Source organism: Streptomyces sp. D2-8 (assembly GCF_023184515.1).
GTDB lineage: Bacteria > Actinomycetota > Actinomycetes > Streptomycetales > Streptomycetaceae > Streptomyces.
The window spans coordinates 61,475-83,902 of the sequence record NZ_JAAHBP010000009.1 but is presented as its reverse complement, the minus strand read 5'-3'; the positions used below and the strand labels follow the sequence as shown (position 1 = coordinate 83,902).

At 73.1% G+C, this 22,428-nt stretch carries 18 protein-coding genes and 1 pseudogene; 8 read left to right on the top strand and 11 right to left on the bottom strand.

Translation table 11 applies throughout. The annotated features are described in order from the left end of the window. Nucleotides 1–57 precede the first annotated feature (57 nt). A complete protein-coding gene (locus tag G3I77_RS18415) occupies nt 58–1,299 on the top strand; it encodes a molybdopterin-dependent oxidoreductase (RefSeq protein WP_248505120.1) in 1,242 nt (413 codons plus the stop codon). Between the two features lie 313 nt (nt 1,300–1,612). Here G3I77_RS18415 and G3I77_RS18410 read toward each other — a convergent pair whose 3' ends face one another. The 3 genes from G3I77_RS18410 to G3I77_RS18400 are packed head-to-tail and all read right to left on the bottom strand — an operon-like array spanning nt 1,613 to nt 3,707. Then, nucleotides 1,613–2,365 (bottom strand): bifunctional 2-polyprenyl-6-hydroxyphenol methylase/3-demethylubiquinol 3-O-methyltransferase UbiG, encoded by a 753-nt coding sequence (locus G3I77_RS18410; protein WP_248505119.1) that lies wholly within the window; start codon nt 2,363–2,365, stop codon nt 1,613–1,615. After that, nucleotides 2,362–3,015 (bottom strand): DUF2064 domain-containing protein, encoded by a 654-nt coding sequence (locus tag G3I77_RS18405; RefSeq protein ID WP_248505118.1) that lies wholly within the window; start codon nt 3,013–3,015, stop codon nt 2,362–2,364. The genes G3I77_RS18410 and G3I77_RS18405 overlap by 4 nt, the downstream gene beginning before the upstream one ends. Then, complete coding sequence (locus tag G3I77_RS18400; RefSeq protein ID WP_248505116.1) at nt 3,012–3,707, bottom strand: glycosyltransferase family 2 protein; 696 nt, start codon at nt 3,705–3,707, stop codon at nt 3,012–3,014. The genes G3I77_RS18405 and G3I77_RS18400 overlap by 4 nt, the downstream gene beginning before the upstream one ends. A 122-nt stretch (nt 3,708–3,829) precedes the next feature. Here G3I77_RS18400 and G3I77_RS18395 point away from each other — a divergent pair, with 122 nt between their 5' ends. Together G3I77_RS18395 and G3I77_RS18390 are read left to right on the top strand one after the other, a co-directional pair. Further along, nucleotides 3,830–4,561, top strand: coding sequence for a response regulator transcription factor (locus tag G3I77_RS18395; RefSeq protein ID WP_248505114.1), 732 nt, complete (start codon nt 3,830–3,832; stop codon nt 4,559–4,561). After that, the gene (locus G3I77_RS18390) at nt 4,558–5,670 is read left to right on the top strand and encodes a HAMP domain-containing sensor histidine kinase (protein ID WP_248505112.1); all 1,113 of its coding nucleotides are present in this window, start codon (nt 4,558–4,560) and stop codon (nt 5,668–5,670) included. Before G3I77_RS18395 ends, G3I77_RS18390 begins: the two co-directional genes overlap by 4 nt. A 55-nt stretch (nt 5,671–5,725) precedes the next feature. Here the strand turns inward: G3I77_RS18390 and G3I77_RS18385 are convergent, their stop codons facing one another. Continuing rightward, the gene (locus G3I77_RS18385; protein WP_248505110.1) at nt 5,726–6,727 is read right to left on the bottom strand and encodes an NAD(P)-dependent oxidoreductase; all 1,002 of its coding nucleotides are present in this window, start codon (nt 6,725–6,727) and stop codon (nt 5,726–5,728) included. 124 nt (nt 6,728–6,851) lie between these two features. Here G3I77_RS18385 and G3I77_RS18380 point away from each other — a divergent pair, with 124 nt between their 5' ends. Next, on the top strand, nt 6,852–7,583 hold the full coding sequence (locus tag G3I77_RS18380; protein ID WP_248505107.1) for a flavodoxin family protein: 732 nt from the start codon (nt 6,852–6,854) through the stop codon (nt 7,581–7,583). A 52-nt stretch (nt 7,584–7,635) separates the two neighbouring features. On the opposite strand, the gene G3I77_RS18375 is transcribed toward G3I77_RS18380, so the two are convergent. Then, nucleotides 7,636–8,202, bottom strand: coding sequence for a cysteine hydrolase family protein (locus tag G3I77_RS18375; protein WP_248505104.1), 567 nt, complete (start codon nt 8,200–8,202; stop codon nt 7,636–7,638). Between the two features lie 232 nt (nt 8,203–8,434). Between G3I77_RS18375 and G3I77_RS18370 the strand changes: the two genes are divergently transcribed. Continuing rightward, complete coding sequence (locus G3I77_RS18370; RefSeq protein WP_248505102.1) at nt 8,435–9,550, top strand: winged helix DNA-binding domain-containing protein; 1,116 nt, start codon at nt 8,435–8,437, stop codon at nt 9,548–9,550. 114 nt (nt 9,551–9,664) lie between these two features. Here the strand turns inward: G3I77_RS18370 and G3I77_RS18365 are convergent, their stop codons facing one another. The 3 genes from G3I77_RS18365 to G3I77_RS18355 form a co-directional block, all read right to left on the bottom strand. Next, nucleotides 9,665–10,453 carry a trypsin-like serine protease gene (locus G3I77_RS18365; protein ID WP_248505100.1) on the bottom strand — a complete coding sequence of 263 codons (789 nt, stop codon included), beginning with the start codon at nt 10,451–10,453 and terminating at the stop codon, nt 9,665–9,667. A 202-nt stretch (nt 10,454–10,655) separates the two neighbouring features. Beyond that, nucleotides 10,656–13,508, bottom strand: a complete 2,853-nt coding sequence (locus tag G3I77_RS18360; RefSeq protein ID WP_248505098.1) for a LuxR family transcriptional regulator — start codon at nt 13,506–13,508, stop codon at nt 10,656–10,658. Nucleotides 13,509–13,709: 201 nt separating this feature from the next. Further along, the gene (locus G3I77_RS18355; protein WP_248505096.1) at nt 13,710–14,525 is read right to left on the bottom strand and encodes a helix-turn-helix transcriptional regulator; all 816 of its coding nucleotides are present in this window, start codon (nt 14,523–14,525) and stop codon (nt 13,710–13,712) included. A 125-nt stretch (nt 14,526–14,650) separates the two neighbouring features. Between G3I77_RS18355 and G3I77_RS18350 the strand changes: the two genes are divergently transcribed. Next, nucleotides 14,651–16,330 carry an AMP-binding protein gene (locus G3I77_RS18350; RefSeq protein ID WP_248505094.1) on the top strand — a complete coding sequence of 560 codons (1,680 nt, stop codon included), beginning with the start codon at nt 14,651–14,653 and terminating at the stop codon, nt 16,328–16,330. Continuing rightward, the gene (locus G3I77_RS18345) at nt 16,327–17,913 is read left to right on the top strand and encodes an AMP-binding protein (protein ID WP_248505092.1); all 1,587 of its coding nucleotides are present in this window, start codon (nt 16,327–16,329) and stop codon (nt 17,911–17,913) included. The genes G3I77_RS18350 and G3I77_RS18345 overlap by 4 nt, the downstream gene beginning before the upstream one ends. 17 nt (nt 17,914–17,930) lie before the next feature. Here G3I77_RS18345 and G3I77_RS18340 read toward each other — a convergent pair whose 3' ends face one another. Both G3I77_RS18340 and G3I77_RS18335 read right to left on the bottom strand, forming a co-directional pair. Further along, the gene (locus G3I77_RS18340; RefSeq protein ID WP_248505090.1) at nt 17,931–18,437 is read right to left on the bottom strand and encodes a GNAT family N-acetyltransferase; all 507 of its coding nucleotides are present in this window, start codon (nt 18,435–18,437) and stop codon (nt 17,931–17,933) included. A 32-nt stretch (nt 18,438–18,469) separates the two neighbouring features. Further along, nucleotides 18,470–18,922: pseudogene (locus G3I77_RS18335) on the bottom strand (hypothetical protein); the annotation flags it as partial. Nucleotides 18,923–19,843: 921 nt separating this feature from the next. On the opposite strand from G3I77_RS18335, the gene gcl reads away from it, so the two are divergent. After that, on the top strand, nt 19,844–21,628 hold the full coding sequence (gcl, locus tag G3I77_RS18325; protein WP_248505088.1) for a glyoxylate carboligase: 1,785 nt from the start codon (nt 19,844–19,846) through the stop codon (nt 21,626–21,628). Between the two features lie 86 nt (nt 21,629–21,714). Here gcl and G3I77_RS18320 read toward each other — a convergent pair whose 3' ends face one another. After that, a complete protein-coding gene (locus G3I77_RS18320; protein WP_248505086.1) occupies nt 21,715–22,332 on the bottom strand; it encodes a TIGR04222 domain-containing membrane protein in 618 nt (205 codons plus the stop codon). Nucleotides 22,333–22,428: the final 96 nt, after the last annotated feature.

Sequence of the window (22,428 nt, the reverse complement as noted above, 5' to 3'; positions counted from 1 at the left end):
CGTTTCGTCATGGGTCGCGCACCCTTTCGCGGGGTGCTCGCGGCCTACCGTCGGCTCATGCGAGACCATCCACGCGATCCGCGGCTCCCCACGTCCCCCGGCTTCTGGCGCAGTCCCCTGCGCGGCCCCCGGTTCACCTCGGTGCTGGGCCTCGTCCTGCTCGTCGGCATCACCGTGCTGTTCGTGACGGGACTGGTCTCGTACGCCGCCTACAACCCGGACCTGTCGCCGGTCAACGACAAGACCCCGGACAAGGGGATCCTCGGCTTCTACCTCTTCGCCTGGCCGACGAACCCGCACTGGCTGTACCGGCTGAACCAGGGCGTCCACGTCACCCTCGGCATCACCCTGATCCCCGTCCTGCTCGCCAAGCTGTGGTCCGTGGTGCCGAGGCTGTTCACCCTGCCGCCGGCCCGCTCCCTCGCGCACGCCCTGGAGCGGATCTCGCTGCTGCTGCTGGTCGGCGGCGGGCTGTTCGAGTTCGTGACCGGCGTCCTCAACGTCCAGCTCGACTACGTCTTCCCGGGCTCGTTCTACCCCCTGCACTTCTACGGCGCCTGGGTGTTCTTCGCCGCCTTCGTGGCCCACGCGCTGCTGAAGACGCCCACGGCACTGCGCAATCTGCGGCAGCTGCGGGAGGAGAAGAACGACCTGGTGTCCCCGCGTCCCGCCGAGCCGACCGTCTCCCGACGGGGCGCCCTGTGGTTCGTCGGGGGCGGCTCGCTGCTGCTGTTCGCGACGACCGTGGGGCAGAACTTCGGCGGCCCGCTGCGGCGCACCGCCCTCCTCGCCCCGCACGGCGGCGCGGAACCCGGCAGCGGCCCGAACGGCTTCCAGATCAACAAGACCGCCGCGTACGCGCGGATCGACCCGGCGGAAGCGGCCGAGGACGCGTGGCGGCTCGTCGTGACGGGGCGCACGGGCACGGTCCGTCTCAGCCGCACCCAGCTCGCCGAACTGCCCTTGTACAGCTCGGCGTTGCCCATCGCCTGCGTGGAGGGCTGGTCCACGCCGGACCAGTGGTGGCGCGGGGTGCGGCTGCGTGACCTCGCGGCCCTCGTCGGGTACGAGGACGATCCACCGGACGTGTTCGTCGAGTCCCTCCAGCGGCAGGGCGCCTTCCGGAAGGCCGCCCTGCGCGCCAACCAGGTGGCCGACCCGCGTTCCCTGCTCGCCCTGTACGTCAACGGCGAGGAGCTCTCCCCCGACCACGGCTACCCGGCGCGGATCATCGTGCCCGCGGCGCCCGGTGTGCTGAACACCAAGTGGGTGGCCCGGATGACGTTCGGAGACCTGTGATGCGAGGACGTTTCGCCATCGGCAGCCCTCTGCAACTCCTGCTGCTGTCGTGCTCGTTCGCCCTCGCGGCCTACGCGGGGGTGCGCCTGCTCGCCGGCGACTGGTTCGGCGTGGCGCTGTGGGTCGTGGGCGCGGCACTGCTGCACGACCTCGTGCTGCTGCCGCTGTACGCGGCGGCGGACCGGGCGCTGGTACGGGGGCTCGGCGCGGTCCGCCGCCGGGAGTGGACGATGTACGCGCGCGTACCGGCCGCCCTCTCCGGGCTGCTGCTCCTCGTGTGGTTCCCGCTGATCAGCGGCATGGTGGAGGAGCGCTACCGGTCCGCCACCGGCCTGCCGGCGGACGTGTTCCTCGCGCGCTGGCTGCTGATCACCGCGGTCCTCTTCGGAGGCTCGGCGCTGCTGCTGGCGCTGCGGCTGCGCAGGGCGGCGAAGCGCCGTCCGCCGGCCGTCCACTGACCGGCCTGCTCCCAGTGGTCCTGTGCGTACCTGAACAGTGCGCGGGTGCCGAGCCGGGCCCAGGGGAAGGGGGCACCGGCGGTGGCGTGGGCATCGGTGATGTGGACGCGCACGCGTTCGTCGACGTCCCCGGGGGCGGTCTCGGTGATCAGCAGACCGCCGGGGTGCAGGAGCGCGGCGACGCGCTCCAGCAGGGCACGCGGGTCGCCGCCGATGCCGATGTTGCCGTCCATGAGCAGGACGGTGTCCCAGCGGCCCTCGCCGGGCAGTTGCTCGAAGACGGACCGCCGCAGTGCCTGGCCCCCGAGCCGGGCGGTGTGCTCCACGGCGGCCTCGCTGACGTCGATCCCGAGGGCGGCCCGTCCCCGGGCGGCCAGTTCCGCCACGAGCCGCCCGGGCCCGCACCCCACGTCCAGCACGGTCCCCTCGCACCGGTCGAGCACGTCCCGGTCGACCGCGTCGGCCCGGGCGCACCAGCGTTCCACCTCCAGCGGCAGCAGCCAGCCGTCGGTGCGCCGCAGGAACAGGGGGCCGCGGCCGGCGCGCAGGGCGGCGTCGTAGGGGTCGGCGGCGGCCCAGGCCAGGGCGGTGGCCGGCGGGGCGCTCATCGGGGACCGGCCGGGCGCGAGACCGGCTCGGCGACCGGCCCCCCGGCCGCCGTACGGCGGGCCAGCCGGGCCGCGAAGCGCCCTCGCGGGGCGAGCGCGGCGACCGCGTGGGCGTCGGCGGCGGTGTCGACGTCCCGCAGCAGCGGCAGGTCGCGCACGCGCAGTCCCGCGGCGACCAACCGCTCCCGCTGCACGGCACCCGTCACCGGCGTCGACATGGGTACACCCCGCAGCAGAGCGGGGTCGGGACAGGCCAGGCCGAGGGCCCAGAAACCGCCGTCCTCCGCCGGGCCGAACCAGGCGTCGCAGTCGGTGAAGTCCACGGTGAGCAGCTCCGGGGTCACCTGCGGGGTGTCCATGCCGATGAGCAGGGCCGGGCCGGCGCAGCACGCGAAGGCCTCCGCCAGCCGCTCGGCCAGACCACCCGCGCACTGCGCCACGACGTCGAAACCGGGCGGCAACCAGGGGCCGGGGGCGCCGTCGAGCACGAGGACGCGCCGGGTGGCGGGCGTGGCGGCGACGGCGTGCAGCGTGTCCGCGAGGGCGGCTTCGGCCAGTTCGGCCGCCTGCCCGGGCGTGAACGGTGGCGTGAGCCGCGTCTTCACCCGGCCCGGTCGCGGTTCCTTGGCGATGACGAGGAGTGTGGTCAACGGAGGGTTCCCCCTTCATGTGCGGGCGTTTCGGCCAGCACGCGGCTCATGTCCCGTACGGCCTGCCAGGTACCGCGCCAGGTGCCGGTCACCTTCGAGGCCCCGGTGCGCGGCAGATACGGCACGTCGTGCTCGGCGATCCGCCACCCCGCGTCGGCCGCGCGGACGACCATCTGGAGCGGATAGCCGCTGCGCCGGTCGCTGAGGCCGAGGGCGAGCAGTGGCTCCCGGCGCGCGGCGCGCAGCGGACCGAGGTCGTGCAGGCGCAGCCCGGTGCGGCGGCGCAGCATCCGCGCGAGCGCGAGATTGCCGGCCCGTGCATGGGGCGGCCAGGCGCCTCGTCCCTGCGGACGCCGCCGTCCGAGCACCAGGTCGGCCGTCCCGTCGCGCACCTCGTGCACGAAGGGGATCAGGAGCCCCGGGTCGAGGGAGGCGTCGCAGTCGCAGAAGCACACCACGTCGGCGGTGGCCGCGGTCAGCCCGGCGTGGCAGGCCGCGCCGAAGCCCCGTCGCGGCTCGTGCACCACGGTCGCGCCCCATGCGCGGGCGACTTGAGCCGAGCCATCAGTGGAACCGTTGTCGACGACGAGTGCGCGCCAGCCCGGCGGAATCCGTTCGAGCACCCAGGGAAGGGCCTCGGCCTCGTTCAGGCAGGGCAGCACCACGTCGACGTCCGAAGGTGTCGTCGTCACGGTCTCACCCTACGAACGCGAACCGGACATACCGGGCCATCGCTCCTTACGAAACGCGGACGTCGGAGGCCGGAGTGGTGCTCGGGTCCCCGGCGGTGGCGGCGCGGTGCCAGTCTGGAGGCATGCAGCAGCCGTACGAGCCCCCAAGGACCGCGGACGGGCCTCCCAGGATCCTGGTCGTCGACGACGATCCGACCGTCGCCGAGGTCGTCGCCGGATATCTGGACCGCGCAGGTTACGCCGTCGACCGCGCCGACGACGGCCCGACCGCCCTCACCCGCGCCGCCGCGCGCCGGCCGGACCTGGTCGTGCTCGACCTGATGCTGCCCGGCATGGACGGTCTGGAGGTGTGTCGCCGGATCCGCGGCGACGGCCCCGTGCCCGTCATCATGCTCACCGCGCGCGGCGACGAGGACGACCGCATCCTGGGCCTGGAGGTCGGCGCCGACGACTACGTCACCAAGCCCTTCAGCCCCCGCGAGCTGGTGCTGCGCGTGGAGTCGGTGTTGCGCCGCAGCCGGCCGGCCGTCCCCGGGCGCCGACTGGGTGCGGCCGGTCTGACCGTCGACCCGGCAGCCCGCCGGGCCACCAAGAACGGCACCGAACTCGCCCTCACTCTCCGCGAGTTCGACCTGCTGTCCTTCTTCCTGCGGCACCCGGGGCGGGCCTTCGACCGCGAGGACCTGATGCGCGAGGTGTGGGGATGGGACTTCGGTGACCTGTCCACCGTCACGGTCCACGTCCGCCGCCTGCGCGGCAAGGTCGAGGACGACCCGGCCCGGCCCCGGCTGATCCAGACCGTGTGGGGCGTGGGCTACCGCTTCGAACCCACGGGAGAGGACGCCGGATCGTGAACGACACCCTCCTCATCGCCCTGTACGCCTTCGCGGGTGCCGCGGCCACCGGCCTGGCCGGAGCCGCCGCGCTGCGCCTGATCCGGCGCCGCTCGCTCACCGCCTCGATCGCCGTGGTCGCGACGGTCGGCGTCGTCGCGATGCTCGCGGGCACGCTCGCCGTCGCCTGGGCGATGTTCCTGTCGCCGCACGACCTGACCGTCGTCACGACCGTCGTCGCCATGGCGGCCGTCGTCTCCCTGGCCACCGCGCTGCTGCTGGGCCGCTGGGTCGTCGCCCGCAGCCGCGAACTCGCCGTGGCCGCACGCTCCTTCGGCGACGGCGGCAATTTCGCCGCCCCCGTCGGCCCGACGACCGCCGAACTGGACCACCTGAGCCGCGAACTGGCCGCCACCAGCGCCAGACTCGCCGAATCCCGGGAGCGGGAACGCGCGTTGGAGACCTCCCGGCGTGAACTCGTCGCCTGGATCTCCCACGACCTGCGCACCCCGCTGGCCGGTCTGCGCGCCATGTCCGAGGCCCTGGAGGACGGTGTCGCCGCCGACCCCGGCCGCTATCTGAGGCAGATCCGCACCGAGGTCGAGCGCCTCAACGACATGGTCGGCGACCTCTTCGAGCTCTCCCGCATCCACGCCGGAGCGCTCGCCCTCGCCCCCAGCCGGATCTCGCTGTACGACCTGGTCGGCGACGCGCTGGCGGGAGCCGACCCGCTCGCCCGGGAGCACGGGGTGCGGCTGGTGGGCGGCCGTATCGAGCCGGTGCCGGTGGAGGTGGACGGCAAGGAGATGAGCCGGGTGCTGGGCAACCTGCTGGTCAACGCCATCCGCCGGACCCCGGCCGACGGCACGGTCGCCGTCACCGCGGAACGCTCCACCGAGGGCGTGGTGCTGTCGGTGACGGACGGCTGCGGCGGCATCCCGGCCGAGGACCTGCCGCGCGTCTTCGACACCGGCTGGCGCGGCACGCACGCCCGGACGCCCCCGGCCGGCGCGGGTCTCGGCCTCGCCATCGTCCGGGGGATCGTGGAGGCGCACCAGGGCCGGGCCACCGTGCGGAACATCCCCGGCGGCTGCCGTTTCGAGGTGGTGCTGCCCGCGGCCGCTTCGTAACACGGGCAGCACCACCGGTCTTTCGCGAGCGGACCCCAGGCAGGGGGGACAGCTCCTACGCGTCCCGCATCCCGGCTCGCGCGAACTCCGTCATGCCCTCCTGGAACCCGACGGCCGGCTTCCAGCCCAGCCCGTCCCGCAGCCGCGCGGAGTCGGCGGTGATGTGCCGTACGTCCCCGAGCCGGTACTCGCCGGTGACGACGGGCTCGGGCCCGCCGTACGCGGCGGCCAGCGCACGGGCCATCTCCCCGACGGTGTGCGGGTCGCCGCTGCCGGTGTTGTACGCCGTGAGCACACCCGGTGCGGCCGCCGCCTCCAGCGCCACCGCATTGGCCTCGGCCACGTCCCGGACGTGCACGAAGTCCCTGCGCTGCCGCCCGTCCTCGAACACGCGCGGTGCCTCGCCCCGGGCGAGCGCCGAGCGGAAGAAGGAGGCGACACCGGCGTAGGGGGTGTCGCGGGGCATGCCCGGCCCGTACACGTTGTGGTAGCGCAGCGACACCGCCGACCCGCCGGTGCAGCGGGCCCAGGCGGCGGACAGGTGCTCCTGGGCCAGCTTGGTCGTCGCGTACACGTTCCGTGGATCGGCCGGAGCGTCCTCGCCGACCAGATCGGGGACGAGGTCCGCCCCGCACGCCGGACACGGCGGCTCGAACCGGCCGGCGTCGAGGTCGGTGACGGTACGCGGCCCGGGCCGCACGACCCCGTGCCGGGGGCACCCGTACCGCCCCTCCCCGTAGACCACCATCGACCCGGCCAGCACGAGACGCCGTACACCCGCCTCCGCCATGGCGGCGAGCAGCACGGCCGTCCCCAGGTCGTTGTGCGCGACGTAGTCCGCCGCGTCGGCGACCCCGTTGCCGAGCCCGACCATCGCGGCCTGATGGCACACGGCGTCCGCACCGGCCAGGGCACGGCCTACCGCCGCGGGGTCCCGCACGTCATCCGCGGGATCCTCCCGCACGTCGAACACGATCGCCTCGTGCCCCCGCTCCCGCAGGGCGGCGACCACATGGGACCCGATGAACCCGGCACCGCCGGTGACCAGTACGCGCATACGGCCACGCTAGGCGCCCACTGGCGCCGCCTCACGGGGACGCGGCCGTACGTCATGACTCCGTAAGACGGGCGCGGGTGCGCCGAACCGCAACAGACCGGGCCCGGCGCGAGATGCTGCCCCCATGACAGCCCCCTCCGCACCTGACGCGGCCCACCGCTTCGACGACCTGACCGCCCTCTACATCAACTGCACCCTCAAACCGTCCCCGCAGCGCAGCCACACCCAGGGCCTGATCGACAAGAGCCGGTCGATCATGGACTCCGCCGGCGTGACGACGGAGCTGATCCGCGCCGTCGACCAGGACATCGCACCCGGCGTCTACCCGGACATGACCGAGCACGGCTTCGCCACGGACGCCTGGCCGGCGCTGTACGAGAAGGTCATGGCGGCGGACATCCTGGTCCTGGCCGGCCCCATCTGGCTGGGTGACAACAGCTCCGTCACCAAGCAGGTCATCGAGCGCCTCTACGCCTGCTCCTCGCTGCTCAACTCCCAGGGGCAGTACGCCTACTACGGCCGCGTCGGCGGCTGTCTCATCACCGGCAACGAGGACGGCGTCAAGCACTGCGCGATGAACGTCCTCTACAGCCTCCAGCACCTCGGCTACACGATCCCGCCCCAGGCCGACGCCGGCTGGATCGGCGCGGCCGGCCCCGGACCGTCGTATCTGGACCCGGACTCGGGCGGCCCGGAGAACGACTTCACCAACCGCAACACCAGTTTCATGACCTGGAACCTGATGCATCTCGCAGCCCTGCTGAAGCGCGCCGGAGGGGTCCCCGCCCACGGCAACCAGCGCTCGCAGTGGGACGCCGGCTGCCGTCCGGGCGCGGACAACCCCGAGCACCGCTGACCGGCGGGGCCGACGCGACGTGCCAGTGGCCAGCCTGCTCACATAGCCGGAGTCACGTGATGGCGCCGAAGTCGGTCTCCTTCGCCGAGACGATCCGGGCGCCCATGTTGCGCTCCATCATTTCCAGAGCCGCGGACGCCAGATGGGGATGAATGGAGGCGACGGCGTCCTTCGGCACCGTCACCTCCAGGTGGCGGATGTGCGCGTCCAGGGCGGAATAGAGGACGCACTGCTCGGTGACCTGGCCGGTCAGGACCACGTGTCCGACGTCCAGACTCCACAGGAGGTAGGACAGCGGCGTCTCGAAGAAGACCGAATGGCGGGCCTTCAGCACGAAGAGCGACTGCTCGTCGGGCCGGATCGGCTCGATCAGACGGGCGTGCGGCCGGTTCAGCGCCGCGTCCAGCAGCTCTCCGTGGTGCGAGCGCCACAGCCCGAAGTTGTCGTTCACGTAGATCACGGGAGCGTCCGCCTCGCGGGCCCGGCCGAGCAGCTCCGTCAGGTGGGGTACGACCTGCTCGACGGACGGCACGAGGAGCTCGGCGTCCTCGTGGTCATAGGTGTTGATCATGTCGATCACGATCAGAGCCGACCGCGACGGGTCTGCCCGTCGTTCCATGACCTGAGCCGTCCGTCCGGTGCTGTCACTCATCGGGTGCGGCGGGATCTGGTCGCGGTGGACGTCGGAGCATCGGATCTCCCGAGTGGGGCGTGTGGTGCGGGTTCCGGGAATGTCCGCTGAGTACCCGGCGGCGCGGCAGGCCTAACGAACCTGCTCGTACGCCGCGCATGCCGACCACGCCCGGAGTCGCGGCCAGAACCTGTCCGCAAGCCCGGATACCGTGCTGCACATGACGAACACCAAGCGGAGCGTCACCGGCACGGCACCCCTGCTCGGCACGCGTGCCCTCAGCCGCGCGACCCTCGACCGGCAGCTGCTCCTGCGCCCCGCCCGGCTCTCCGCCACGGCGGCCGTCGAGCACCTGCTCGGGCTCCAGGCGCAGAACGTCAAGCCCCCGTACTACGCGCTCGCCGCCCGGCTCGACGGGTTCACCCCCGAGGCGCTGTCCCGGCCGATGGCGGACCGCGAGGCCGTTCGGATCGTCACGATGCGCTCCACCATCCACACCCACACCGCGGACGACTGCCTCACCCTGCGGCCGCTGGTGCAGCCCGCCCGGGACCGGGAGCTCGTCACCTTCCGCAGGGGACTCGCCGGTGTCGACCTGGACCGGCTCGCCGGGCTCGCCCGCGACCTCGTCGAGGCCGAGCCCCGCACCATGAAGCAACTGCGCGAGGCCCTGCTCCAGGAGTGGCCCGACGCCGATCCGCAGGCGCTGGCCGTCGCCGCACGCTGCCGGCTCCCGCTCGTGCAGGTGACGCCGCGCGGTCTGTGGGGGCAGAGCGGGCAGGTCAGTCTCACCACCGCCGAGCACTGGCTCGGCCGGCCGGCGCAGCCGGCCCCCACACCCGACGCGGTCGTCCTGCGCTACCTCGCCGCCTTCGGCCCGGCCTCCGTGAAGGACATGCAGACCTGGGCCGGAATGACCCGCCTGCGCGACGCCTTCGAACGCCTCCGCCCGCAGCTCGTGACCTTCCGGGACGCCGGCGGCGTCGAACTCTTCGACCTCCCGGACGCCCCACGCCCCGACCCGGGGACCCCGGCGCCGCCGCGCTTCCTCCCCGAGTTCGACAACCTGCTGCTCTCGCACGCCGACCGCACCCGCGTCGTCCCGCCCGAGCACCGGGGCCGCTCGTGGAACGGGAACGTGGCCTACCGCACGCTCCTCGTCGACGGCTTCCTCGCGGGACTGTGGCGGCTCGGGGAGGACGCGCTCGTGATCGAGCCCTTCGACCGCCTCACCCGGGCCCGGCGGGACGAGGTCACCGCCGAGGGGGAGCGGATGCTGCGCGTCATGCACCCGGGGTCGTCGTACGACATCCGGTTCGGTGCCGTACGCACCTGACCAGGGCGGCGTGCGGGGGCCGGGCAGTGGAGAGGGGGCGTTGCGGGCCGCTCGTGGAGGCCCGCAACGCCCCCTGGTATTTCACCTGAGGGGTACTCAGGAGCTAGTGCGCGGTCACGAGTTGAGCTGCGTCGTGACCAGGTTGGAGAAGGTGGTCAGCCGGGTGTAGACACCCGGGTGGCCGGCCTGGGCGCAGCCTTCGCCCCAGGAAGTGATGCCTGCCAGGACGCCCCCGATGAGCAGGGGGCCGCCGCTGTCGCCCTGGCAGGTGTCCACGCCGCCGGAGGTCTTTCCGGCGCACACCATGTCGCTCTTGACGAAGTCGGAGCCGTAGGAGCTCGCGCAACCGGAGTCGGACATGGTCGGTACGGTCGCGGTGCGCAGCTGGTTGGAGGCGCTGCCGTTCTCGGAGGTGTCGCCCCAGCCGAGGATGCGGGCGGTGGTGCCGGCCGCGTACACCGAGGTCTGGGAGGAGGAGACGTACTTCGCCGGGGTGTACGGCATCGACGTCGACAGCGTCAGCACGGCCACGTCGTCGCCGTTGGAGACGTCGGTGTAGCTCGGGTGGATCCATATCCTGCTGACTCTGCTGACCGTGCCGTTGGTGCCGTTGAGGTAGGTGCGGCCACCGACGACGCGCACACTGCCGGTGGTCTCGCCGACCATGCAGTGCGCGGCGGTGACGACCTTGGTGGGCGAGACCAGGGTGCCGCCGCAAAACTGGTTCTGCGAGGCGTCCGTGATCTGCATGACGAACGGGTACGCGGACGTCGTGGTCGTGGTGCCGCCGACGATCGGCTGGGGCGCGGCGACGGCCGTGGGGGCGGCGAGCAGCGCGGTCGTGGCGGCGGCGGTCGCCGCGGCGACGACGGCGGCCTTCTTGGCAGCGTTGAGCCCGAACATGGGTCTCCTTGGGGAGTTGCCGGTGGGGGGTCGCGCGGGTGGTGGTGCACGGGGACCCTGACGCCGTTGTTCGGATCTCCGTGTGCCCGGCGAGCGGCACGCCCCAAAGCTAGAGCCCGGCAGGGACCGCCCCCAATGAGGGAACCCCCTAAGGGAGTTGGGCAGGGAAAACCCTCGGTCCGGCCCCGTAAACCCAGGTGGGTCAGGTCGTGCGGCGGCCCGCGGCCAGCCGGACGATGTCCACCCGGGAACGGATCCCCAGCTTGCGGTAGACCCGGGTGAGGGTCGCCTCGACGGTCTTGACACTGATGAACAGGCGCGCCGCGATCTCCCGGTTGGTCGCGCCCTCCATCACCAGCGAGGCGACCTGACGCTCCATCGCGGCCAGACCCTCCAGCGCGTCGAGGGCGACGGCGGGCGCCGCGGCGGCCGGTTCCACCGCCGCGGGCCCGGCCGTGGCGGCCGCGTCGACCTGCCGCAGCCAGGGCAGCGCCCGGCAGCGCCGGAACAACCGGGCGGCCTCGTCGTACGACGCCGCACCCGGCAGGGGCCTGGCACCGGTGCGGGGCGCGGCGGCGGCCTGGGCGCGCAGGCGGGCCAGCGCGAAGGCGGCCCGGGCCTCCTCCAGGCCGTACCCGAGCCGCCCGAGCCGGTCCTGCACGGACGTCAACCGGACGACGGCGGCCTCGTGTTCGCCGCGTGCCGCCCGGACCAGCGCCTCGGCCCGGTCGAGGACGGCCAGCACGCTCTGCCGGCCCAGCCGCAGCGCGTGCGCCCGGGTCGTGTCGATGACGTCCTGGGCCTCGCCCGGTTCGCCGATGCGGACCAGGGCCTCGGCGAGGTCGCCGTGCCAGCGGCCGCGCCCGGGGTCGTTGATGCCGAGGCCCTGCTCCAGCTCCCGCACCCGGCGCAGCGAACGGACGGTGGCGGCCGGGTCGCCGGCCACCAACTGGGCGTAGCCCAGCGCCGCCAGGGCCCGGGACAGGTACATCTGGTCGCCGTCGACCTCGGCGTGGTCCGCCGCCTCCCGGGCGAGGGCCAGGGCCCGGTCGACGTCCCCGGCCGAGGCCTCCGCGAGGGAGGCGAGCATGGCCGAGGCGCCCTCGCCGATCCCGGCGTCCCGGGCCAGCCGCAGACTCTCGCGGGCCAGGTCCAGGGCCCGGCCGCAGTGCCCGGAGCGCAGTTCCGTGTCGGCGAGGAAGCGCAGGAAGTGCACCTCGCTCTCGACCATGCCGCGCCGGCGCACCTCGCGCAGCAGCGCGGTGATGGTCGCCCGTGCCTCGGGCAGCTGGTCGCTCATGATCAGCCAGCGGAACCGGGCCGACCCGGCGCCGTTGTGGTGGCAGGCCACGTAGGGGTCCTGGGGTTCCTTCAGCGCCCGCTTGACGGTCACCGGGGCGTCCGGGTGGCCCATCAGCGTCTCGGTGGAGGCCTGGAAGGACAGCGCCATCAGTTCGGTGCGCCGGTCCTCGCCCCGGGCGGCCAGCTCCGCCGCGTGCGCGGCCTCCTGGCGGGCCTCGGCGAAGTCGCCCTCGACGACCAGGCCGCGCCAGGCCAGCTGGTAGTGGACCTGGGCGAGCAGGCGCGGGTCGTCGCCCGCGTCGGCCAGCACCTGCGGGAAGACGGCGTCGACCTCGCCGAGCGCCTGCCCGGCCGCCTCGATGACCACCATCCAGGCCCGGACCCGCTCGGCGGGCACGGTGGCACGCGTCAGTACGTCGCGTGCGATGTCCCGGGCGAGATCGGCCTCGCCGGCGGTGATCGCGTCCTCCGCGGCCTGAAGGCGCCGCTCGTCGGAACCGGGGGTGCTGTCCGCCGGGGTGTGCCGGGCGGCGAGCAGCCCGAGCGAGGCGGCCACCGAGGGGGCCCCGCGGTCCCGGGCCAGCGCCCCGGCCTCGGCGAGCCGGGCCGCCACGTCCGGGTCGGTGCCGGTGGTCGCCAGGGCCAGGTGCCGGGCCCGCTCGATCGGGTCGGAGGCCGCCGTGGACAGCGCCGCGTGCACGGCCCGCCGTTCCTGCGCCGGGGCCTCCGCATAGAGCGCGGCCGAGATCAGCGGATGCGCGAACCGCAGGGCCGGCGCCTCGGGGTCCGTGGCCAGCAGGCCCAGCGCCGCCGCCTGGGCCGTCTCGGCCTCGGCGTGCTGCCGCCCGGCCGCGTGCAGCAGCGCCAGCGTGGGACGGGCACCGGCGCTGGCGACGAGGAGGGTGCGGCGCGCCTCGTCCGACAGCATCTCCAGCCGGCTCAGCACCAGGGCCCGCAGCGAGGTGGGCACGGGCAGCGGCTCACCCGGCCGGGGCCGGGTCGGGCTCTCGGCCAGGGCCCGGCCCAGCTCCAGCGCGAAGAGCGGGTTGCCGCCGCTGGTGCGGTGGATGTCGCGGACCGTGGAGCGGGACAGCGTCGTGTAGCCGCGGTGGTCGAGCAGCGCCGAGACCTGCGTGCGGGTCAGCGGGCCCAGCCGGACGGCGAGCGTGTCGGGCGGAGACGCGGGGAGGTGGCGGTCGTACTCCTGGCCCTCGGTGCGCACCGCGCACAGCATCTGCACGGGCGTGTCGCCCAGCCGGCGGGCCGCGAAGCCGAGCAGTTCCGCACTGGCGGCATCCAGCCACTGGAGATCGTCGGCGACCACGAGCACCGGGCGCTTCGCGGCGAGGACGCGCAGCGCCGACAGCACCGCCAGGCGCAGCGCGAGCCCGTCCCGCTGGAGCGTGGACTCGCCGCGGCCGGTGAGCGCCGACTCCAGGGCGGTGCGCTGGGCGCCGGGCAGCGCACCGGACACGTCGTCGAGGACCAGCCCGAACAGGTCGGCCAGCGCCAGGAAGGGCAGATGGGATTCGGACTCGGTCGCCGAGCAGCGCAACACCGTCCGGTCCGCACCGCCGTAATCCGCGGCCAGCGCCCGCAGGATCGTCGACTTTCCAATTCCCGCGGGGCCGTGGAGCAGCACACTGCCCCCTCGGCCGAGCTGGTCACGCGCCGACGTGAACAGGTCATCCCGGCCGATGACCAGGTCGGGGCGGCTCCTGGGAGGCTCCTGGTAGTCCCGTCGCACGGTCACCGATCCCCTCCGTGTGTCGTGTCCTGGCCAATATTAGGCAACGGAAGTTTGAATTTCGGAGGGACGGCGTCGTGAGGGAAATAACAACGGGTGCCGGCGGGCGAATTCATCGGTCTCCCGAATGCGGCGGAACGCGAGGCCGGCACCCCGTCGGGAACTCGGCGGATCGAACGAGTGGGCAACACAGAAAGCACCACAAAACTACGGCAACCACCCCGCCCGGCGCGCGGCGACCACGGCCTCGCCACGGGTACGGGCCCGCAGCTTCCGCATGGCCGACCTCAGGTACCCCTTGACGGTCTCCGGCGTCACGCCCAGCCGCTCCGCCGTGACCGCGTTCGTCGCGCCCGCCGCCACACACGCCAGCACGTCCACCTCGCGCGGCGCGAGCCGCACCCGGGGCGACCCGGCGGACCCGGCCGTCAGCAGCGCACAGGCCCCGAGCAGCTCCGCGCGCAGCTCCGGGTCCGCGATCCGCGGGGCCAGCGCCCGCAGGGCCGCGTGCGCCTCCCGCACCTGCTCCCACCCCTGGCCCGCCCCGGCACCGGCCCCGACGGCGAGCGTGCGGGCCTCGTCCCGGACGACCAGCGCCCGCTCCACGTCCCGCGCCGCCTCCACGGCCACGTCCAGCATCCGCCCGCCCAGCGGCAGGGCCGTGCGCAGCGCCCCGTACAGCACCCCGCGCACCCGGTGCCGCACCACCACCGGCACGGCCAGCACCGAGCGCAGCCCCTCCGCGGCCACCGGGGCGTCGTACTCGTGGCTGATCTGCCGCGACGCCGAGTAGTCCGTCACCACGCACGGCCGGGACAGCGCCACCGTCTTGCCGCCGAGACCGGTGCCGGACGTCACCACCAGCGAACGCAGGGCGTGCGTCGCCGTGCCGCTCAGTTCGCTGATGCGCATCTGCTGCCCGGCCTCCATCAGGCCGCCGAAGGCGATCGGAAGGCCGGTGCCCCGCCGCATCCGCAGCAGCGCGTTCCGTATCTCGACCGCGTCGGACGCGTCTGTCGTCACCTGATCGCCCCTTCACTACGGCTCCCCTGCGGGCGCACCCCCCGTTCGGGGGTAGTGAGACCTGCATCACGGATTACACGATGGCTCAGAGCCGCCCGGCAATGGTCCGGCACCCAGGAGGACAGATGACATCGGCGACGGAGCTGTTCCGCGACGCGCGGGATTTCCTGCTGGAACACCGCGAGGACTACCCGACGGCCTACGAGGGCTTCCGCTGGCCCCGTCCCGAGTACTTCAACTGGGCGCTCGACTGGTTCGACGAGATCGCCGACGGCAACGCCCGCACCGCCCTGCACCTCGTCGAGGAGGACGGCCGCGAGACCCGGCTGTCCTTCGCGGAGATGTCGGTACGGTCGGCCCAGTTCGCCACCTGGCTGCGCGCCCGGGGCGTGCGCGCCGAGGACCGGATCCTCGTCATGCTCGGCAACCAGGCCGAACTGTGGATCACCGCCCTCGCCGCGATGAAACTGCGCGCCGTGGTCATCCCGGCCACCCCGCTGCTCGGCCCCGCCGACCTGCGCGATCGCGTCGAGCGCGGCCGGGTCCGGCACGTCATCGCACGCGTGGCGGACACCGGCAAGTTCGCCGAGGTCCCCGGCGACTACACGCGCATCGCCGCGGACGCCGCCGGTGCCGTGCCCGACGGCTGGCTGCCCCTGGACGACGCCTACGGCGCCTCCGCCGACTTCACCCCCGACAGCCCGACCCGGGCCGACGACCCGCTGATGCTCTACTTCACCTCGGGCACCACCGCCCGGCCCAAGCTCGTCGAGCACACCCACACGTCGTACCCGATCGGCCATCTGTCGACCATGTACTGGATCGGCCTGCAACCCGGCGACGTGCACCTGAACATCTCCTCTCCCGGCTGGGCCAAGCACGCCTGGTCCAATCTCTTCGCCCCGTGGAACGCCGAGGCGACCGTCTTCCTGCACAACTACACGCGTTTCGACGCCGCCCGGCTCATGACCGAGATGGACCGGGCGGGCGTCACCACCTTCTGCGCCCCGCCGACCGTGTGGCGCATGCTCATCCAGGCCGACCTGACGCAGCTGCGCACGCCGCCCCGGGAGGTCGTCGCGGCCGGCGAGCCCCTCAACCCGGAGGTCATCGAGCAGGTCCGCCGGGCCTGGAACATCACCATCCGGGACGGCTTCGGCCAGACCGAGACGGCCGTCCAGGTCGCCAACAGCCCCGGCCAGCCGCTCAAGACCGGCTCGATGGGCCGGCCGAGCCCCGGCTACCGCGTCGAACTCCTCGACCCCGTCTCCGGCGCACCGGGCGCGACGGAGGGCGAGATCGCGCTCGACCTGTCGCACCGCCCCGTCGGCCTGATGACCGGCTACCACGGCGACGCGGACCGCACGGCGGAGGCGATGGCGGGCGGCTACTACCGCACGGGAGACGTCGCCTCCAGGGACGACGAGGAGTATCTGACGTACATCGGGCGGAGCGACGACGTCTTCAAGGCCTCCGACTACAAGATCAGCCCGTTCGAGCTGGAGAGCGCGCTGCTGGAGCACGAGGCGGTCGCCGAGGCGGCGGTCGTCCCCGCCCCGGACGAGCTGCGGCTCGCCGTCCCCAAGGCGTACGTCGTCCTGGCCGAGGGCTGGGAGCCCGGCCCCGACACCGCCAAGGTCCTGTTCGAGCACTCCCGCGAGGCCCTGGCCCCCTACAAGCGCATCCGCCGCCTGGAGTTCGGCGACCTGCCCAAGACCGTCTCCGGCAAGATCCGCCGCATCGAGCTGCGCGAGGCCACGGCGGCCGGGTCGGACGCCGAGTACCGCGAGGAGGACTTCCGGTGAGTTCCTACAGCCACGGCACCGGCCGGACGGCGCTGCTCGGCGACACCATCGGGGCCAACCTGGACCGGGCGGTGGCCACGTGGCCGGACCGCGAGGCACTGGTCGACGTCCCGTCCGGCCGGCGCTGGACGTACGCCCGGTTCGGCGCGGCGGTCGACGAGCTCGCCGCCGCCCTGCACGCCTCCGGCGTCACCAGGGGCGACCGGGTGGGCGTCTGGGCGGTCAACTGCCCCGAGTGGGTGCTCGTCCAGTACGCCACCGCCCGCATCGGCGCGATCATGGTGAACATCAACCCGGCGTACCGCACCCACGAGGTGGAGTACGTCCTGAAGCAGGCCGGCGTGTCCCTGCTGTTCGCCTCCCTCAGCCACAAGACGAGCGACTACCGGGCGATGGTCGAGCAAGTGCGGGGCGGCTGCGGCGAGTTGCGGGAAGTGGTCTACTTCGGCGACCCGAGCTGGGAGTCACTGCTGGGACGGGCGGCCCCCGGCGCGACGTACGACGAACTCTCCTGCGACGACCCGATCAACATCCAGTACACGTCGGGCACGACGGGCTTCCCGAAGGGCGCGACCCTCTCCCACCACAACATCCTCAACAACGGCTACTTCGTGGGTGAGTCGATCGCCTACACCGAGCGGGACAGAATCTGCATTCCCGTCCCCTTCTATCACTGTTTCGGCATGGTCATGGGGAATCTGGCCGCCACCTCGCACGGCGCCTGCATGGTCATCCCCGCCCCGTCCTTCGACCCGAAGGCCACCCTGGACGCGGTCCAGCAGGAGCGCTGCACCTCGCTCTACGGCGTCCCGACCATGTTCATCGCGGAGCTGAACCTCCCCGACTTCGCCTCCTACGACCTCTCCTCCCTGCGCACCGGCATCATGGCCGGCTCGCCCTGCCCGGTGGAGGTGATGAAGCGGGTGGTCGCCGAGATGCACATGGCGGAGGTCTCCATCTGCTACGGCATGACCGAGACGTCCCCGGTGTCCCTGCAGACCCGGAGGGACGACGACCTGGAGCACCGCACCGGCACGGTCGGCCGGGTCCTGCCGCACATCGAGGTCAAGGTCGTCGACCCGGCGACGGGTGTCACCCAACCGCGTGGCACGGCAGGGGAGTTGTGCACCCGCGGCTACAGCGTGATGCTCGGCTACTGGAACGAGCCGGAGAAGACCGCCGAGTCCATCGACGCCGGCCGCTGGATGCACACGGGCGACCTCGCCGTGATGCGGGAGGACGGCTACGTCGAGATCGTCGGCCGCATCAAGGACATGATCATCCGGGGCGGGGAGAACATCTACCCCCGCGAGATCGAGGAGTTCCTCTACGGCCACCCGAAGATCCAGGACGTCCAGGTCGTCGGCGTCCCGCACGAGCGCTACGGCGAGGAGGTCCTGGCCTGCGTCATCGCCCGCGACCCCGCCGACCCGCCGACCCTGGAGGAGCTCCGGGCCTTCTGTGAGGGGCGGTTGGCGCACTACAAGGTCCCGAGCCGGGTGCGGATCCTCGACTCCTTCCCGATGACGGTGTCCGGGAAGGTGCGCAAGGTGGAGCTGCGGGAGAGGTTCGCCGGCGGTTAGGGGTGTGGTTCGGCGAGTCACAGCGGTGCGCGCATGCACACCCGAGGCCGGCGGTCGAGGCCGTGGGCGGCCTCCGTCGCGCGGATGGCGCGGAGGCCGGGCGTGAGGTCCGCCTCGGGGAGCGGGCGGAAGCCGAGCCGGGCGTAGTAGGGGGCGTTCCAGGGGACGTCCGTGAAGGTGGTCAGGGTCAGGGCCGTCAGGCCCTCCTCGCGGGCGCGGTCGGCGGCGTGGGCCAGGAGAGCCCGGCCCACACCCCGGCGTGCGGCGCGCGGGTGGACCGAGACCTGCTCGATGTGCAGGGCGCCGTCCACGGGTTCGGCGAGGAGATAGGCGTCCGGCCGGTCCCCCTCGTCCGTCGCGACCCAGCAGCGGCCCGCCCGGCGGTAGCGTTCGAGTACGTCGAGCGCGGGCGGTTCGTCGTCCGCGATCTCCGGCATGCCGAGGTCGCGGAAGGGGGCGCCGGCGGCACGTTCGATGTCCTGGAGGGCGGGGAGTTCGGCGGGTGCGGCGGGTCGGATGCGCATGCGGTGAGTATGGGGTGCGGTGACGTCCGGGGTCAGGGCGCCCGGTGTCCCAGGCCGCCGGCGGCCAGGGTCTCGGCCGGGGCGTTCACCGGCCTGGGGGTGCCGGTGAGGTCCAGGACGAACAGCGGGACGCCCAGCGCGTCGGCCCGGGTCCGGGCGTCGTCCGCGTACCCGGCCAGGGAGAAGTAGAGGCAGTCCGCGGACTCCGTCATGGCCGTCAGCCACAGGCACTCCACGTCCCGCAGCGTCGCCGGGCGTACGGCCGGGTCCACCTGCGCGACGACGCCGCGGGCGGCGAGACCTATGCCGGAGGGCGGACGCTGGTCCGCTCTGCGTACGCCCGGGTAGCCGAGCCAGCGCAGATACAGGGCGGTGGCCGTGACGGCATCGCGCGCAGTGCGGATCGTGACGGAGAGGAAGGGGGGCCGGGCGGCGCCGGCCGCGGCAACAGCATCACGCCGACCGGGGACCCTGTCGTGCGTCCCGGTCGCGCCGTCCTGGTCGGCCGCACTCTGCGAGTGTGCCTCCGGGGCTTGGCCGTCTGCCCTCTCGCCGGTTGTCGACCCCTGGTCGGCTGCGCGGCGCGATTCGGCCGCGCCGTTCTGGCAGGTTTCCGGGGCTTGGCCGGTTGCCGTCTCGCCGGTTGTCGACCCCTGGTCGGCTGTGCGGTCCGATTCGGCCGCGCCGTTCTGGTCGGTTTCCGGGGCTTGGCCGTCTGCCCTCTCGCCGGGCGCCGAGTGCCGGTCGGCTGTGCGGTCCGAGTGGGCCGCACACTCCCAGCCGACCTCCGGGCCTTGGCCGGCCGCCGTCCCGCCGGGCGCCGAGCCCCGTCCGGCCCCGCCGTCCAGTTCGGTCCCGCCGCCCAGGTCGGTCTCGGCATCCACGCCGCCCCCGGCCTCCCCGTCACCCCTGGCGGTCCGCCCGGTCGCGCCCTGTCGCTCCACCACCGCCACCCGCAGCACCACCCCGCACGTGCACCCCACCTCCGGGCGTGGCCACTCGCCGCGTCGCCCGCAGGACCCGCACCGCACCGTCACCCAGTCGTCCTGCCAGACCCGGTGCGAGACGGGCGTCGCCGGGCCGTCGCGGTCCAGGCGCGGGGCGACCGGCGCGCCGCACACGCAGGGATACGCCGGAGCCGTGTAGCGGTGCTCGCGGCGGCAGGCCGGGCAGCGCACCGGAACGGTCTCGGCCATGGCCACTCCAGAACCGTGTCGCATCGGGACAGCGAGCCCATCGTGCTCCCTCGGGCCCCGCCCTGTCCGGCGCTTGCCGTCTCTTGACGCCCTTCGCCCACCCCACCTACATTAATTCCAGATCGTAGAAAATAATTTCCGCAATACGGAAGAGACTCACCGCAGGGCGCGACGGGAGTGCGAATCCGACAGCCGAAGCAGGAGTACTCGATGGCTCGAATGACCGCTGCCCGCGCGGCAGTTGAGATCCTCAAGCGTGAGGGCGTCGCCGACGCGTTCGGTGTCCCCGGCGCGGCGATCAACCCGTTCTACGCGGCGCTCAAAGCTTCCGGCGGCATCGCCCACACCCTCGCCCGGCACGTCGAGGGCGCCTCGCACATGGCCGAGGGCTACACCCGGACCCACCCGGGCAACATCGGTGTCTGCATCGGCACCTCGGGTCCGGCCGGCACCGACATGATCACGGGCCTGTACTCCGCGATCGGCGACTCCATCCCGATCCTGTGCATCACCGGCCAGGCCCCGACCGCCGTGATCCACAAGGAGGACTTCCAGGCCGTCGACATCGCCTCCATAGCCAAGCCGGTCACGAAGATGGCCGTCACGGTGCTGGAGGCCGCGCAGGTCCCGGGCGTCTTCCAGCAGGCCTTCCACCTGATGCGCTCCGGCCGCCCCGGCCCGGTCCTCATCGACCTGCCGATCGACGTGCAGCTGACGGAGATCGAGTTCGACCCGGAGACGTACGAGCCGCTCCCGGTCTACAAGCCCGCCGCGTCCCGCGCCCAGATCGAGAAGGCGATCGGGATGCTGAACGCGGCCGACCGGCCGCTGATCGTCGCGGGCGGCGGTGTCATCAACGCCGACGCCGCCGAACTCCTCGTCGAGTTCGCCGAACTGACCGGCACCCCCGTCGTGCCGACCCTGATGGGCTGGGGCCTGCTGCCCGACGACCACGAGCTGAACGCCGGCATGGTCGGCCTCCAGACCTCGCACCGCTACGGCAACGCCACGTTCCTGGAGTCCGACTTCGTCCTCGGCATCGGCAACCGCTGGGCCAACCGCCACACCGGCAAGCTCGACGTCTACACGGCCGGCCGGACGTTCGTCCACGTCGACGTCGAGCCCACCCAGATCGGCAAGATCTTCGCCCCGGACTACGGCATCGCCTCCGACGCCAAGGCCGCCCTGGAGCTGCTCGTCGAGGTCGCCCGTGAGCTGAAGGCGACCGGCGGGCTGCCCGACCGCTCCGAGTGGGCCCAGGCGGCGCAGGAGCGCAAGGCGACCCTCCAGCGCCGTACCCACTTCGACGACATCCCGATCAAGCCGCAGCGCGTCTACGAGGAGATGAACAAGGCCTTCGGCCCGGAGACCCGGTACGTCTCCACCATCGGCCTCTCGCAGATCGCCGGCGCGCAGATGCTGCACGTCTACCGGCCCCGTCACTGGATCAACTGCGGCCAGGCCGGCCCGCTCGGCTGGACCATCCCGGCCGCGCTCGGCGTCGCCAAGGCCGACCCGGAGGCGTCCGTCGTCGCGCTCTCGGGCGACTACGACTTCCAGTTCATGCTGGAGGAACTCGCCGTCGGCGCGCAGCACAGGATCCCGTACGTCCACGTCCTGGTGAACAACTCCTACCTGGGCCTGATCCGCCAGGCGCAGCGGGCGTTCGAGATCGACTTCCAGGTCAACCTGGAGTTCGAGAACCTCAACTCCCCGGAGCTCGGTGTCTACGGCGTCGACCACGTCAAGGTCGCCGAAGGGCTCGGCTGCAAGGCGATCCGCGTCACCGACCCCGCCGAGCTGGGTGACGCCTTCGAGCAGGCCAAGAAGCTGGCCGCGGAGTACCGGGTCCCGGTCGTCGTCGAGGCGATCCTGGAGCGCGTCACCAACATCTCCATGTCGACGACCAACGACATCGGCAACGTCGTGGAGTTCGAGGAACTCGCCACCGAGCCCGGCCACGCGCCGACCTCGATCAAGACGCTGAAGGTCTGACACCCGCGCAGCAGCAGGGGCGGCCCGTCCGGGAGGACGGGCCGCCCCTGTCGCGTTTCCGGCGCCCCCATGGAGCCCTGAACACCTCACTCCCCGCCGCCTCCACCGCTTCCACCGCCTCCACCACAGGAGAAGACGCCGCCACCGCCGCTGCCCGTCCCGCGCGGCGAGTGCTTGAGGAGGCCCGCGCCGCCCACCTCGGCCCGGCGGACCAGACCCGCCCGCAGGGCGAAGCGCGGCACCAGCAGCCGCAGGGCCGCCTCGCTGTGCAGGGCGACCAGCAGCAGCCGTTCCTGGTCGGTCAGGCCGTGCCTGCTCGTCGGCAGAGGGTGGACGTGCCGCAGGTCGCGGACGTGGCGGCGGGCGGCGCGGGTGGCGCCGAGCAGGGGGCAACGCAGCAGTCCCGCCTCCGCGAGCGGAATGCGCATGACGGCCACCGCGAGCCGGATGTCCGGATCCTTCACCAAGGCCCTGGGAGCGGCGGGCGCGCGCAGGGCGGCGAGCACCGCGGACGCGAGGCCGGAGGGCGGCTGCTCCGCCCGTGCGGCGTCCAGAACACCGGCCCGGATCGTCCCGGGCCGGTCCGCCTCCACCAGGCCCCGCAGATGCAGATCCACCACGGCGACGGTGACGGCGGCCCGCGGGCCTTCCCCCAGCAGTGCGATCTCGTGCGGCTCCAGCCGGACCGCCGTACCGTCGCCCATGGCTTCACCCCCGTGACGGGGCCCGCCGCCCCCGTGCCGACGGGCCCCGTGTGCCGAGAATGTGCCCGGCCCCGGGGGCGGTTGAAGCCCCCGGGG